General features: G+C 64.7%; 15 protein-coding genes. 7 read left to right on the forward strand and 8 right to left on the reverse strand.

What is annotated here, in order from left to right; all coding sequences use genetic code 11:
* The first annotated feature begins 59 nt into the window (after nt 1-59).
* Nucleotides 60-653, forward strand: coding sequence for a uracil-DNA glycosylase family protein (locus tag FCT00_RS01625; RefSeq protein WP_138421586.1), 594 nt, complete (start codon nt 60-62; stop codon nt 651-653).
* Nucleotides 650-1,456 carry an SseB family protein gene (locus FCT00_RS01630; protein WP_138421587.1) on the forward strand — a complete coding sequence of 269 codons (807 nt, stop codon included), beginning with the start codon at nt 650-652 and terminating at the stop codon, nt 1,454-1,456. Before FCT00_RS01625 ends, FCT00_RS01630 begins: the two co-directional genes overlap by 4 nt.
* Before the next feature lie 83 nt (nt 1,457-1,539).
* On the opposite strand, the gene FCT00_RS01635 is transcribed toward FCT00_RS01630, so the two are convergent.
* Both FCT00_RS01635 and FCT00_RS01640 read right to left on the reverse strand, forming a co-directional pair.
* Nucleotides 1,540-1,977, reverse strand: a complete 438-nt coding sequence (locus FCT00_RS01635; RefSeq protein WP_171042849.1) for a CAP domain-containing protein — start codon at nt 1,975-1,977, stop codon at nt 1,540-1,542.
* Nucleotides 1,978-2,006: 29 nt separating this feature from the next.
* Entirely contained in the window at nt 2,007-2,273 is a 267-nt protein-coding gene (locus FCT00_RS01640; RefSeq protein ID WP_040885244.1) for an accessory factor UbiK family protein, read from the reverse strand.
* Between the two features lie 137 nt (nt 2,274-2,410).
* On the opposite strand from FCT00_RS01640, the gene lgt reads away from it, so the two are divergent.
* From lgt to pgeF, 3 genes are read left to right on the forward strand one after another with little or no spacing between them, the layout of a single operon-like run.
* Nucleotides 2,411-3,301, forward strand: a complete 891-nt coding sequence (gene lgt / locus FCT00_RS01645; protein WP_138421588.1) for a prolipoprotein diacylglyceryl transferase — start codon at nt 2,411-2,413, stop codon at nt 3,299-3,301.
* Entirely contained in the window at nt 3,298-4,356 is a 1,059-nt protein-coding gene (locus tag FCT00_RS01650; RefSeq protein ID WP_138421589.1) for a class I SAM-dependent methyltransferase, read from the forward strand. The genes lgt and FCT00_RS01650 overlap by 4 nt, the downstream gene beginning before the upstream one ends.
* The gene (gene pgeF, locus FCT00_RS01655; RefSeq protein ID WP_138421590.1) at nt 4,353-5,111 is read left to right on the forward strand and encodes a peptidoglycan editing factor PgeF; all 759 of its coding nucleotides are present in this window, start codon (nt 4,353-4,355) and stop codon (nt 5,109-5,111) included. The genes FCT00_RS01650 and pgeF overlap by 4 nt, the downstream gene beginning before the upstream one ends.
* Nucleotides 5,112-5,569: 458 nt before the next feature.
* On the opposite strand, the gene FCT00_RS01660 is transcribed toward pgeF, so the two are convergent.
* The 4 genes from FCT00_RS01660 to FCT00_RS01675 all read right to left on the reverse strand — a co-directional run bounded on the left by FCT00_RS01660 (nt 5,570) and on the right by FCT00_RS01675 (nt 8,656).
* Complete coding sequence (locus FCT00_RS01660) at nt 5,570-6,412, reverse strand: glycoside hydrolase family 25 protein (RefSeq protein ID WP_040885242.1); 843 nt, start codon at nt 6,410-6,412, stop codon at nt 5,570-5,572.
* A gap of 96 nt (nt 6,413-6,508) precedes the next feature.
* Nucleotides 6,509-7,225: a L,D-transpeptidase gene (locus FCT00_RS01665; protein WP_138421591.1), complete on the reverse strand. Its 717-nt coding sequence runs from the start codon at nt 7,223-7,225 to the stop codon at nt 6,509-6,511.
* Between the two features lie 263 nt (nt 7,226-7,488).
* Nucleotides 7,489-8,058 (reverse strand): CAP domain-containing protein, encoded by a 570-nt coding sequence (locus FCT00_RS01670; RefSeq protein ID WP_138421592.1) that lies wholly within the window; start codon nt 8,056-8,058, stop codon nt 7,489-7,491.
* Between the two features lie 97 nt (nt 8,059-8,155).
* Complete coding sequence (locus FCT00_RS01675; RefSeq protein WP_008334582.1) at nt 8,156-8,656, reverse strand: Lrp/AsnC family transcriptional regulator; 501 nt, start codon at nt 8,654-8,656, stop codon at nt 8,156-8,158.
* Nucleotides 8,657-8,837: 181 nt separating this feature from the next.
* Here FCT00_RS01675 and trxB point away from each other — a divergent pair, with 181 nt between their 5' ends.
* Nucleotides 8,838-9,824: a thioredoxin-disulfide reductase gene (trxB, locus tag FCT00_RS01680; protein ID WP_138421593.1), complete on the forward strand. Its 987-nt coding sequence runs from the start codon at nt 8,838-8,840 to the stop codon at nt 9,822-9,824.
* An 87-nt stretch (nt 9,825-9,911) separates the two neighbouring features.
* On the opposite strand, the gene FCT00_RS01685 is transcribed toward trxB, so the two are convergent.
* Together FCT00_RS01685 and FCT00_RS01690 are read right to left on the reverse strand one after the other, a co-directional pair.
* The gene (locus tag FCT00_RS01685; protein WP_138421594.1) at nt 9,912-10,400 is read right to left on the reverse strand and encodes a hypothetical protein; all 489 of its coding nucleotides are present in this window, start codon (nt 10,398-10,400) and stop codon (nt 9,912-9,914) included.
* Between the two features lie 140 nt (nt 10,401-10,540).
* A complete protein-coding gene (locus FCT00_RS01690) occupies nt 10,541-11,104 on the reverse strand; it encodes a fasciclin domain-containing protein (protein WP_008334579.1) in 564 nt (187 codons plus the stop codon).
* A 186-nt stretch (nt 11,105-11,290) separates the two neighbouring features.
* On the opposite strand from FCT00_RS01690, the gene FCT00_RS01695 reads away from it, so the two are divergent.
* Complete coding sequence (locus tag FCT00_RS01695; protein ID WP_138421595.1) at nt 11,291-12,379, forward strand: 2OG-Fe(II) oxygenase; 1,089 nt, start codon at nt 11,291-11,293, stop codon at nt 12,377-12,379.
* Nucleotides 12,380-12,461 lie beyond the last annotated feature (82 nt).

Here is a 12,461-nt window from a genome sequence, read left to right on the forward strand (position 1 = left end):
AAAGTTCTGTGTGTGTCCGGCGTATTGTTGACGCGGCTCGTCACGCTTAACCTCCTGTTATGCAAGGCACCGACCCCCTCGCGGATCAGATCAGGAAATGCCGCATTTGCGCCGCCGCATTTCGCGCGACGGCGACCGGGCATGAGCCGCGCCCCGTGGCGTGGTTCGACCCGTCCGCGCGCCTGCGCGTGATCGGACAGGCGCCGGGACTGCGGGTTCACGAAAGCGGGATTCCGTTCAATGACCCGTCCGGCGACCGGCTGCGCGACTGGATGGGCGTGGACCGCGACACCTTCTATGACCGCGCACGCATCGCGATCACGCCGATGGCGTTCTGCTTTCCCGGCTACGACGCGCGTGGGTCGGACCTTCCCCCACCTCGGGTCTGCGCCGAAACATGGCACGACGCGGTCGACGCCACGCTCGCACCGACCCTGACGCTGCTTGTCGGGGCCTATGCCCAGCGCCGCTATCTTGGCACGCGCGCCAGCCTGACCGACACGGTGCGCGGCTGGCGCGACCATCTGCCGGGCATACTGCCCTTGCCTCATCCGTCGTGGCGCAATACCGGGTGGCTCAGGAAAAACCCGTGGTTCGAGGCCGATCTTCTTCCGGTCCTCAGAACCCGTGTGGCGGAGGCGTTGAACCCATGACCGAAGAGACACCGCTCGATATCGCGCATGCGGCGATGCAGGCCGACCTCGATGACGATGCCGCCCGGCTCGGGTTTTACGAGCGTCTGGCGGATGACGAACTGTTCCTGCTGCTCAAGGAAGAATCGCGGGGCGACTCTGTGAACCCTGAGATTTTCGAACTGGAAGCGGCCGAGGGCGAGCCGCCCGACCGCTACGTGCTGGTGTTCGACCGGGAGGATCGGCTGTCCACGTTCTCGGAAGGACCGGCGCCCTATGCCGCCCTGCCCGGTCGCGTCGTCGCGGCGATGATCGCGGGGTCTGGCATCGGTCTGGGCGTCAACCTCGGCGCCGCCCCATCCTCCATCCTGATCCCTGCTGCCGCCGTCGACTGGCTCGCCCAGACGCTTGGCCCCGCACCGGAAGAGGTGGAAAGCCAGGTCCGCGCGCTCGAACCGCCCACGGGTCTGACCGACCGGCTCATCACCGGGCTACAGGGCAAGCTTGCGGCGGCGGGCCGGTTCTGCGACCACGCGACGCTCGCCCGCGCGTTGTATGACGATGACAGCCAGGGGCTGGTTCTCGCGTTCATCGACGCCGACCCGGATGCTCACGAACCGCTGGCCCGCGCCGCGCAGGAGGCGATGACGTTTTCCGGGGCCGATCAGCGGCTGGACGTGGCTTTCTTCGATGCAACCGATCCGGTCGCGGAACGGCTGGCCCGCGTCGGCCTGCGCTTCGAAATGCCGGAACCCGAAGCGCCCGAACCCGTGGAGCGCAAAGCTCCGGGGTCCGACCCGTCGAAGCCCCCGATCCTGAAATAGAAGCTCGGGATCGAAAAAAGCCAAGCCACGGCATTCAAAGCGACGGAGTATGCCTGACGAATGCGGGTTTCGTGAAACGCGGGCTATTGCGCGGCGTAGAGCATGACCCAGACCACGCGCCCGCTCAGAAGCGCGACGCCGACGCCGTAATCCTGCGCGGCGCGGCGCAGGATGTTCTCGCGGTGGCCCTGCGACATCATCCAGTCCGACATGAGTTCGGACCCGGACGACTGGCCCTGCGCGATATTCTCGGAGGTCATGCGCGCGGGATACCCGGTCGCAGCGATCCTGTCGCTCGGGCTCGAGTTGCCGCCGCCCTGATGCGAAAACGTGCCGTTCGTGGACATCCAGCAGGCGTGGCGCTGGGCCGCGCGGTCCAGCCGCGCATCCCGTCTCAGGGTCGCGCGCCCGTTCGCGGATCGCACGGAATTCATCTGCGATCCGGCGTCGGCCATAAGGCTCGCCGCATTGGGGGGAAGGTTACAGGCAGAAGCGACCGTTGCCGAAAGACTGATCGCCACGGCCGCAACCAGGGCCGTGACGTAAGGCATCACTCTTTCGCCGCGGGCTTTTTTGCAGCCCCCGCTTCCATCGCTTCGATGCGGGCCTTCAGGGCTTCGTTCTCCTCGCGGGCCTTCTGCGCCATCGCGCGCACCGCGTCGAATTCTTCGCGAGTCACGAAATCGCGGTCGGCGAGCCAGCGGTCCATCCAGCTTTTCATCGCCGTCTCGGCTTCGGTCCGCGCCCCCTGCGCCACGCCCATTGCATTGGTCATGAGCTGAGACAGGTCGTCCAGCACCTTGTTTCGCGTCTGCATTTCGATCTCCTGTTGCCCGGCCCTCATGAATGAACGCCCTTGGGCCGGTGCTTGTTCACTATATGGGCAAGATGGCCGCGATTCTCAACAGAGCGTGACAGGTTGACACTGCCGCGCGACCGGCGCACCAAACGGCCATGTGGGCTGCAATCCAATTTCCGAACCTGTCGCCAGAGGCGTTCGCATTCGATCTGTTCGGACTGCATTTCGCGATTCGCTGGTATGCGCTGGGCTATATCGTCGGCATCGGGATCGGGTGGTGGATCATCCGCATGGCGATCTCGCGCCCGCCGCTGTGGCGTGACGAAAACCCCGCCATGACGCGCGCCCAGCTCGAAGAGCTCGTGACGTGGATGGTGGCGGGCATCATCCTTGGTGGACGGCTTGGGTTCGTGCTGTTCTACCAACCCGGATACTACCTTCAGAACCCGGTCGACATCTTCAAGATCTGGCAGGGCGGCATGGCGTTCCACGGCGGGTTTCTTGGCGTGGTCGTCGGCGTGATCCTGTTTTCGCGCAAGCACGGTCTGGTCACCGCCTCCGTCGCCGATCTTCTGGCCATCGCCACGCCCCCGGCCCTCGCCCTCGTGCGGATCGCGAATTTCGTCAACGGCGAGCTTTGGGGCCGTCCGACCGATGCGCCTTGGGGCGTGGTCTTCCCCGGCCCCGCCGCACAGGCCTGCGCCACGGCGGGCGAGGTCTGTGCCCGCCATCCTTCGCAGCTTTACGAGGCGCTTCTCGAAGGCGTGATCCTTGGCACGGTTCTTTTGTACCTCGCTTTCAAACGCGGCTGGCTGAAACGCCCCGCCATGCTCGCAGGTCTGTTCTTTCTGGGCTACGGCCTTGCCCGGTTCATCGTCGAATTCTTCCGGCAGGCGGACGCGCAGTTCATCACGCTGGACAATCCGATGGGTTACGTCATCGGTTCGCCCTCCTTCGGCATCACGATGGGCCAGCTTCTGTCCACCCCCATGATCCTCGTCGGCATCGCCACCCTGATCTGGGCGGCCCGCCGCAGCCGGACGTGAGCCTCGCCGACAAACTCCGCGCCCGGATCGAAGGCACCGGGCCGATGAGCGTGGCCGATTTCATGGCCGAATGCCTGCTCGATCCCGAGCACGGCTATTATACGACGCGCGACCCTTTCGGCACCGCGGGCGATTTCACCACGTCGCCCGAGATTTCGCAGATGTTCGGGGAGCTGGTCGGGCTGTGTCTGGCACAAGGCTGGATGGATCAGGGATCGCCCACCCCCTTCGTTCTGGCCGAGCTTGGCCCCGGTCGCGGCACCCTCCTGGCCGACATCCTGCGTGCCACGCGGGGCGTGCCGGGGTTTCACGACGCCGCGCGGATCGTGCTGGTCGAAGCCTCGCCCCGTCTGCGCGAACGCCAACAGGCGACGCTCACGGGCTATGGCGTCACGTGGGTGGACAGTTTGGAGGATGCGCCAAACGGCCCCCTTTTCCTCGTCGCCAACGAATTCTTCGACGCCCTGCCCGTGCGCCAGTTCCAGCGCGACGCGGACGACTGGCGCGAGCGGCAGGTGGGGCTGAAAGACGGTGCGCTCACCTTCGGCCTCGGCGGCCCGACCGCCCATGCGCCACTCGACCGGTGGACCGACGCACAACCGGGCGACCTCGTCGAACTGCGTCCCGCAGCCGATGCCGTCATGGCGGAAATCGACCGGCGTATCGCCGCGCAGGGCGGTGCCGCCCTCGTCATCGACTACGGCGACTGGCACTCGCTCGGCGACACGCTTCAGGCCGTCGCCAAGCACGAAGCCGCCGAACCGCTCGCCAATCCCGGCGCGACGGACCTGACCGCACATGTGGATTTCGAGGCACTGGCGCTGGCCGCCCCCCGCCTCACCCATTCCCGCCTCACGCCACAGGGGGTCTTTCTGGAACGGCTCGGCATCACGGCGCGCGCCCAAGCCCTCGCCGCCCGGCTGGAGGGAGAACCGCTCACCCGCCATGTCGCCGCGCATCGCCGCTTGACGCACCCCGATGAAATGGGAACCCTGTTCAAGACACTCGCATTCGTGCCGGAAGGGGCAGCCATGTTGCCGGGGCTCGAGACATGAACCTCGAAATCATCACCGCAAGCGCATTGGACGGTATCCGCCACGGGTTCTTCACCCGCAAGGGCGGCGCGTCGTCGGGCGTCTATGCCGGGCTGAACTGCGGCGGCGGGTCCGACGATCAGGCCGACGCCGTGGCGATGAACCGCGCGCGCATGGCAGCGGCCATGGGGGCTGAGCCCGTGGACATCGCGGGGGTTCATCAGGTCCACTCCCCCGATGTCGTGACCGTGACGGAACCGCAGCACGGCGACAGGCCCAAGGCGGACGGGCTGGTGACGAACACCCCCGGCATCGTGCTGACGGTGCTCACCGCCGATTGCGAGCCGGTGCTGTTCGCGGATCGCGAGGCTGGCGTCGTGGGTGCCGCCCATGCCGGATGGCGCGGCGCCATCGAAGGCGTGCTTGAGGCGACCGTCGATGCGATGGTCGCGCTGGGGGCCAAGCGCGAGAACATCCATGCCGTCATCGGCCCCACCATCAGCCAACCGAATTACGAGGTCGGGCCGGAGTTCATGGAGCGTTTCATGGACGAAGACCCGGAAAACGGTCGCTTCTTCGCGGGCGGCGCGGGCGACCGCGTGCAGTTCGACTTGCCCGCCTTCGGCCTCCACCGCTTGCGCGAGGCCGGCGTGGGCCACGCCGAATGGACCCAGCACTGCACCTATGCCGACCCGGCCCGGTTCTATTCCTATCGCCGGTCGGTTCACCGGAACGAGGCCGACTACGGCCGCCTGATTTCCGCGATCCGCCTCTGACAGTCGAAACAGTCGGGCGCGATTGTTTCCAAAATGGCCCCCAAACGGGCCGTATCTTTCCCCGAACCTGCCCCAGACTCGCCCAATTTCAGGCGCTTCATGGTCTCAACGAAACGAAACACGCCGGGGCGCCGACCCCGCGAGAGACGAGAGGCCGAATATGTCGAAGCAACGCTGGATCAAGTCGATTGTCGAAACCGCCAAGACGGAGAAGATCGATCTCCCGTTCCATCGCGGCAACCGCAAGCAGGTGCGCCTGCGGGCCAAAGCGGCCTGACGCGGTCGATATCGATGAAAGAGCCGCCCCGGCATGGGGCGGCTTTTTTTGTTTCTTGCCAAGCAAACGGGCGGAATTTCGCTGCAACTCGCTGATTTAAAATCCGAAAATGCCCCGCCAAAGATACTAGAATACTAGGATTCTAGTATCTTGAATCGCACCGACACGCCGCGCCACGCGCCTACTGCTGACGCCGCCCCGTAAGCCAGCCGACCCAGCTTTCCACGCTGCCCGCGAAGGCGTTGAGGTCCACGTTCCCCTTCACGCCCTTGGCGACCCCGGTCCCGGAGTATTGCCAGAACGTCCAGCGTTCGTCGGGATACCGCTCCGACGGATGTGCCGCGACCGAGCGCAGCCAGAACTCGTACCCGGCAAGCTTGCCCAGCTCGTTCTCGGCATAGAAATCGGGTGTCACGTAGATCACGGGGGGCGTGCCGTAATGGCTGGTCACGATGGCCGCGTATTGCCGGATCTCGTCGCGCACGGTCTCGGCGTCCGGGCGACGGTTGCAGGTCCGCGATTGGTGGTTCCACTCCATGTCCAGCATCGGGGGGAGGTCGCCCGCCACACGCGGGACGTTCTTGATGAACCACCGGGCCTGCTCTGCCGGGGTCCGGCAGAAGTAGTAGAAGTGATACCCGCCCACAGGCACGCCCGCCGCCCTCGCGCGCGGCGCGTTGATCTCGTATCCGGGGTCGAGGTGATCGCCCCCCTCCGTCACCTTCAGCCAGGCGAAGTTCACCCCGTTCGCCCGTGCCGTCGCGAAATCGATGTCGCCCTGATACCGCGAGGCGTCGATCCCGTGCACCGGATAGGCCGAGGGCCGGATGTCATGTTCGGTCCAGTCGATCGGGTCGGTGTCGCCGAATTGCGACGGGATGCCCGCAGCCTGATAGTTTTCGGGTAAAAGCGGCCTTGGGTTCGCCATGCGCCCGCGTGTCGAGGATGACCCGCAGGCCGCCAGGACGAGAACGGCGCACAAGGAAAGGGTGACGGCGGCGCGCCGCCGGATGGGTCGTGTCATAGGGTTGCCTGCTCGCATTATGTTTTGCGGCAGATCATACACAGAGTCCCACCATCACGCACGCACGTTCGCGTGGGGTCCGGCGGCGATCCGCTGTCAGGAGGCCACGTCCTCGGCCACCGTGTACATGCCGGTCTGGTTCTGGCTCAGGATGACGACCCGCGTGCCGTTCTCGACATTGGCGGCAAGGTGAATGGCATCCTGATGGAACATGCGGATGCACCCGCCCGATTCCTGTCCGCCCACGGTCCACGGGTAAGGCGTGCCGTGAATGCGATAAAGCGTGTCGCGCCCGCCGCGGTAGAGATAAAGCGCCCGTGCGCCCAGCGGGTTGTCGAGGCCGCCCTCCATACCGCCACGCACCGGACCGTATTTTTCAGGCTCGCGCCGCAGCATGTTGGCGGTCGGCGTCCAGTAGGGCCAATCCTTCTGGTGGTTGACCCGCGCCTCGCCGGTCAGCCCGAAGCCCGCCTTGCCGACACCCACGCTATAGCGCATCGCCTCGTTCGGGCCCGAGATCAGGTAGAGCTTGAAGGCGTAGGGATCGACCACGATCGTGCCCTCGGCATAGGGCGAGTAATACGGCACGTATTGCCGCGCGACCTCTTCCGACAGGTATTGGCGCGGCACGGCGGGCACGACGAACTGGCCGTCGTCGAATTCGCGATACATCGACAACGTGCGCGGCGACACGAACGGAAGCACCTCGCCATTCGAGGTGACGGCGGTTTCCGTGGGCACGGTTTCACAGGCCGCGAGGACCCCGGCCAGCGCAAGCCCGGCCACAAGTTTCACGATACGCTTGCCAATCAATTCAACATCCCCCGGATAAGCCCGCCGCCTGACAGAGCGACTCGCGCGAAAAAAACTGTTCTCCGCGTGCCAGTTAACGGGGAATAGCCTAAGAAATTCAATGGCAATGGCCAAAGAATCTCGCCTCGACGCCCGAATCCGTGTTCGTGGGGCAACGCGCCGCGATCACATCTGAGGGAGCGCACGGGCGGGATGGGCCAGCCGTGAACCCGACCCGTCCATCCTCATCGTCCTTGGATCAGCCTACTGACGCGCGGCCCGCGTTACAGCGGATCGGCGAGGACCAGCACCCAAGTGATATCCTGCCCCGTGCCTGACACTCCCAAACCGAATTCCTCAAATGCAGGGTCGAGTAGGTTCGCGTTGTGCCCCGGAGAATTCTGCCAGGACGTCATTGCGGCCTCTTCAGTTTGCTGACCACGCGCCAAATTCTCTCCAACCTTTTGGTACGAGTAACCCGACGCAGTCACACGTGAGGCAATGTCGCTGGCGCCACCTCGATGGGTAAACTGACCTGTATCCACCAAGTAGCCTGCATAGGATTGGGCAACCTGATCCAACTTGTCGTTCCAAGTGAGGACCGCCTTGTTGTCCGCAGATCTCACGCCGTCGAAAATGGTCTTGAAGGACGTGTCCTGAAACGAGTTTGTTACGGCTGCGGTGTTTTCATTGGGGTCTGGGAGGTAAGAATTGAGATCCCAAGCTGGCGCATTCGGGTCAAAAATCTCGCCAATATTGTTTACGGTAGTAACGGACGTAGTTCCGGTTCCCATACACCCCGAAAGCGCCGCGACGGCACCGACGCAGGCCAGATTACGAACAAGTTTCTTCAAGGCAGGTTCCCCTCTGCGCTTCGTCCCGCAGATGACCTTAACCGGACCGTTCAATCTCACAAGTCGCAAGCTGCGGACAAATCGCCGCCTGTGGCTTTTACGCCTGCGCCGTCATCCGCGCTTCCAGCACGTCGAAGGGCACGCCCGGTTCGTCCTTGGCGTCGCGGATCACCAGCGAGGTCTTTACGCTCGCTACGTTCTCGGCCGCCGTCAGTTGCTCGGTCAGGAAGCTCTGGAAGGTCGACAGGTCCGGTGCCACGCATTTCAGGATGAAATCCACCTCGCCGTTCAGCATGTGGCATTCGCGCACGAGCGGCCAGTCGCGACAGCGCTGCTCGAACCGGGACAGGTCCGCTTCGGCCTGACTGACAAGTCCGACCATCGCGAACACCTGAACCTCGAAGCCCAGCGCGCGGCTGTCCACGTCGGCGTGATAGCCCTTGATGTAACCCGCCTCCTCCAGCGTGCGCACACGGCGCAGGCAGGGCGGCGCCGAGATCCCGACGCGCTTGGCCAGTTCGACGTTGGTCATGCGTCCGTCGGCCTGCAACTCGGCCAGGATCATCCGGTCGATCGGGTCGAGTTTTGAATGCGCCATGTGCCGTTCCCCTGCGGTTTCGCGAACCTTACCGCTACGGCCCCGGCTGCGCAATAATATTTCGCACTTGCGCAATATCCTGTCGGGCCCGCGCGCCGATCCGGCAAGGTGTCGCAAGGGGTTTCGGCACCATGTCCCTCCCCCTATATGCTGGGAAACGAGAAATTCGAAGGGATTCGTCATGTCCGGCACTCATCACACCCGCGTCCTGATCATCGGATCGGGCCCGGCGGGCTACACCGCCGCAATCTACGCCGCACGCGCCATGCTGAAACCGATCCTCGTGCAGGGGATGGAGCCGGGCGGCCAGCTGACCACCACGACCGAGGTCGAGAACTATCCGGGCTTCACCGAGATTCAGGGCCCCGAACTCATGGTCAACATGGAAGCCCACGCCAAAGCGATGGGGACCGAGGTCATCACCGACATCATCACCGACCTCGACCTGTCCAAGCGGCCCTTCGTGGCCAAGGCCGACAGCGGCGCGACCTATGAGGCCGAGGCGGTGATCTTGGCCACCGGCGCGCGCGCCAAGTGGCTGGGGCTCGAGACGGAAGAGAAGTTCAAGGGCTTCGGCGTTTCCGCCTGCGCCACCTGCGACGGCTTCTTCTATCGCGGGCAGGAAATCATCGTGGTCGGCGGCGGCAACACCGCCGTGGAAGAGGCGCTGTTCCTGACGAACTTCGCCTCCAAGGTCACCGTCATCCATCGCCGGGGCGAATTCCGGGCCGAGAAGATCCTGATCGACCGGCTCGAAAAGAACCCGAAGATCGAAGTGATGTGGGACCACGTGCTCGAAGAGGTCACCGGCACCGACATGCCGCTGGGCGTCGAGGGCGTGAAGGTCCGTAACGTCAAGACCGACGCGGTGACCGAACTGGACGCCAAGGGCGTGTTCATCGCCATCGGCCACGCGCCTGCATCGGAGCTGGTGAAAGACCAGCTCGAGTTGCACAACGGCGGTTACGTGAAGGTCGAGCCGGGGACCACCCGCACCTCGATCCCCGGCGTGTTCGCCGCGGGCGACCTGACGGATCACATCTACCGGCAGGCCGTGACCAGCGCGGGCATGGGCTGCATGGCCGCGCTCGACGCCGAGAAATTCCTCGCCGAGCATGAAGAGGCGGAACCCGCCGCTGCGGTCGAAGCGGAAAAAGCCCCGGTCTGACGCCCCGCGAAAGACACGACATCACGAACGCCCTCGCATCCTCTGCGGGGGCGTTTTTCGTCGCGGGCGGCGGCGGTCAGGCCCCCGTCAGTCCCACGGCAAGCTGAAGAAGCCGTCGAGATTCTCGATGATTTTCACGAAAAGGATCGCGCAGACGATCAGCGCGGCGAACCACCAGAACACCTGAAACAGCACGGCCCCGCCACCCAGCGCGACACCATATCCGGCAAGTTTGCGGTCCTCCCGCCGGATAAGCGAGACCGCCGAGAGCACGACCGCGACAAGCCCAAGCGCAGGGCCGGCGAACGGCAGGTAGCGCATGAAAAGCGAAGGCTCCGGCGCAGGTGCAGCCGCTTCCGCCTCCATCCCGAGGAAGGCGCGCCACGCGGCCCGCTTCATCTCTCCCGCGATTTCACCGATCTGTTGTGCAGCCGAGGGCTGCGGTTCCAGCGTCGGGCCGTAGATGTAGAAACACACGACCATGACGGCCAGCGCGCCGGTGACGATCGCCCAGAATCCCCATGTCCTGAGCGGAGCGGGGCCGAAAGCGTCGGGAAGATGCGAAACCTGTGTCATGGTGAACGCATAGTCACAAAGCGTGGCGAAAATTTGGCCCCCTCGGCCCGGCGCCGCCACGGCGCCACCAACGAAAAAGGCCGCCCGGACCAAATAATCCGGGCGACCTTCCGTTAAGCCGTGAGCGTGGGCTGCGCGGCTTACATCGCGGGCAGAAGCACCTTGTCGATCACGTGGATCACGCCATTCGACTGGTCGACATCCGCGATCGTGACGTTGGCGACGTTGCCGTTTTCGTCCTCGATCATGATTTCGTCGCCGTCATAGGTGGCTTGCAGCGTGCAACCGCCCACGGTCGGCACCGGGTGCTCGCCACCGTCGTCGTCGATCATGCCCTTGATGGCGTCCGACATCGCGTCGGCCGCGACCACGTGACAGGTCAGTACTTTCGTAAGCTGCTCCTTGTTTTCCGGCTTCAGCAGGTCTTCGACCGTGCCTTCCGGCAGAGCCTCGAACGCGGCGTTGGTCGGTGCGAACACGGTGAACGGGCCTTCGCCCTGAAGCGTCTCCACCAGTCCGGCGGCCTGCACGGCAGCGACGAGCGTGGTGTGGTCGGCCGAGTTCATCGCGTTCTCGACGATGTTCTTGTCGGCGAACATTTCAGCGCCACCTACCATCGGGTTTCCGCCTTCTTCGTGGCTTGCGGCAAGCGCCGGAACGGTCATGGCGGCGAGCGCGGCGGCGGCAACGGTTGTCTTGAACATCTGTTTTCCTCCAGTTGGTCTGTTTCGGTTTCGATGCCTGTAGCCACGCAGCCGACGGCGAAGAGTTGCGGCGGTTTCATCACGCTGTCGTGAGCGACCCTGCCCCAAAACCGGACCCCGCGCGTCGCAATTGACAGACCCGCGCGTTGCGCCAAGATCATACGCAGGCAGTGCGAGGACATTTGAGTGACCGAATTCATGTCGCCGGGGCCGGGGTACCCCGCCCCGTTCTTCAAGGCCCGCTCGACCCGCAACCCGCGCTTCACCTTCGACACCTCCGCGGGCCGCTATCTGGTGCTGTGTTTCTTTCACGACGCGGCACACCCGGTCGCCCGCGCCGCGCTGGCGGCCGCCCATGATCGCCCCGACCTGTTCGACGACCGCTTCGCCAGCTTCTTTGGCGTCAGCACCTCCCCGGCGGACGAGGCGGAGGGCCGCGTATCCCACCGCTTTCCGGGCTATCGGCAGTTCTGGGACTTCGACCTCGCGATCAGCCGCCTTTACGGCGCCGCCAACGACAACGGCGACAAACGCGGCCTCTGGGTCTTGATCGACCCGACCCTGCGCGTGATCGCCTCGCTTCGGTTCGGACCGGACGGCGCGGGACACGAGGCCGCGCTCGACCTGCTCGCCCAGCAACCTCCGCCCGACCGCTTCGCGGGCATACCCTTGCAGGCCCCCGTGCTTTACCTGCCCCGCGTGTTCGAGCCGGAGTTGTGCACGCGGCTGATCGAGTTGTTCGACGAAACCGGCGGGCAAAGCTCAGGCTTCATGACGCAGGAAAACGGGCGCACCGTCTATAAACAGGACGCCAGCCACAAAGTCCGGCGCGACATCACCCTGACGGACGAGGCTTTGATCGGCACGATCCAGAACCGCATCGTCAACCGCGTCGCGCCCGAGATCGCCAAGGTGCATCAGTTCCACGTCACGCGGATGGAGCGTTACATCGTCTCCTGCTACGGCGCCGAGGAAGGCGGGCATTTCAACCCGCATCGCGACAACACCACCTCCGGCACGGCGCATCGCCGGTTCGCCGTCTCGATCAACCTGAATGACGACTTCGAGGGCGGCGAGGTGAGCTTTCCCGAATACGGCCCGCAAAGCTTCAAGGCCCCGCCGGGCGGTGCGGTGGTGTTTTCCTGCTCGCTCTTGCACGCCGTCTCCACGGTGACGCGCGGCAGCCGCTATGCGTTCCTTCCGTTCCTCTACGACGACGCCGCGGCGGCGATACGGAACCAGAACGCTGGTCTCGTGGGCGAGGCGCAGGGCTGACAGGCCAAAACAACGTCCCACGCCACACCCGAAATTCGGGACGTTAGCGCCGCATTTCCTCTTTTCTGCACCTGCAAAATCT

This window comes from Maritimibacter alexandrii (genome assembly GCF_005871115.1).
Taxonomy (GTDB): Bacteria; Pseudomonadota; Alphaproteobacteria; order Rhodobacterales; family Rhodobacteraceae; genus Maritimibacter; species Maritimibacter alkaliphilus.

Coding starts and splice junctions, on each gene's coding strand:
- FCT00_RS01625 (WP_138421586.1), top strand. CDS start 60: ATGCAAGGCACCGACCCCCTCGCGGATCAGATCAGGAAATGCCGCATT.
- FCT00_RS01630 (WP_138421587.1), top strand. CDS start 650: ATGACCGAAGAGACACCGCTCGATATCGCGCATGCGGCGATGCAGGCC.
- FCT00_RS01640 (WP_040885244.1), bottom strand. CDS start 2,273: ATGCAGACGCGAAACAAGGTGCTGGACGACCTGTCTCAGCTCATGACC.
- lgt (WP_138421588.1), top strand. CDS start 2,411: ATGTGGGCTGCAATCCAATTTCCGAACCTGTCGCCAGAGGCGTTCGCA.
- pgeF (WP_138421590.1), top strand. CDS start 4,353: ATGAACCTCGAAATCATCACCGCAAGCGCATTGGACGGTATCCGCCAC.
- FCT00_RS01660 (WP_040885242.1), bottom strand. CDS start 6,412: ATGACACGACCCATCCGGCGGCGCGCCGCCGTCACCCTTTCCTTGTGC.
- FCT00_RS01675 (WP_008334582.1), bottom strand. CDS start 8,656: ATGGCGCATTCAAAACTCGACCCGATCGACCGGATGATCCTGGCCGAG.
- trxB (WP_138421593.1), top strand. CDS start 8,838: ATGTCCGGCACTCATCACACCCGCGTCCTGATCATCGGATCGGGCCCG.
- FCT00_RS01685 (WP_138421594.1), bottom strand. CDS start 10,400: ATGACACAGGTTTCGCATCTTCCCGACGCTTTCGGCCCCGCTCCGCTC.
- FCT00_RS01690 (WP_008334579.1), bottom strand. CDS start 11,104: ATGTTCAAGACAACCGTTGCCGCCGCCGCGCTCGCCGCCATGACCGTT.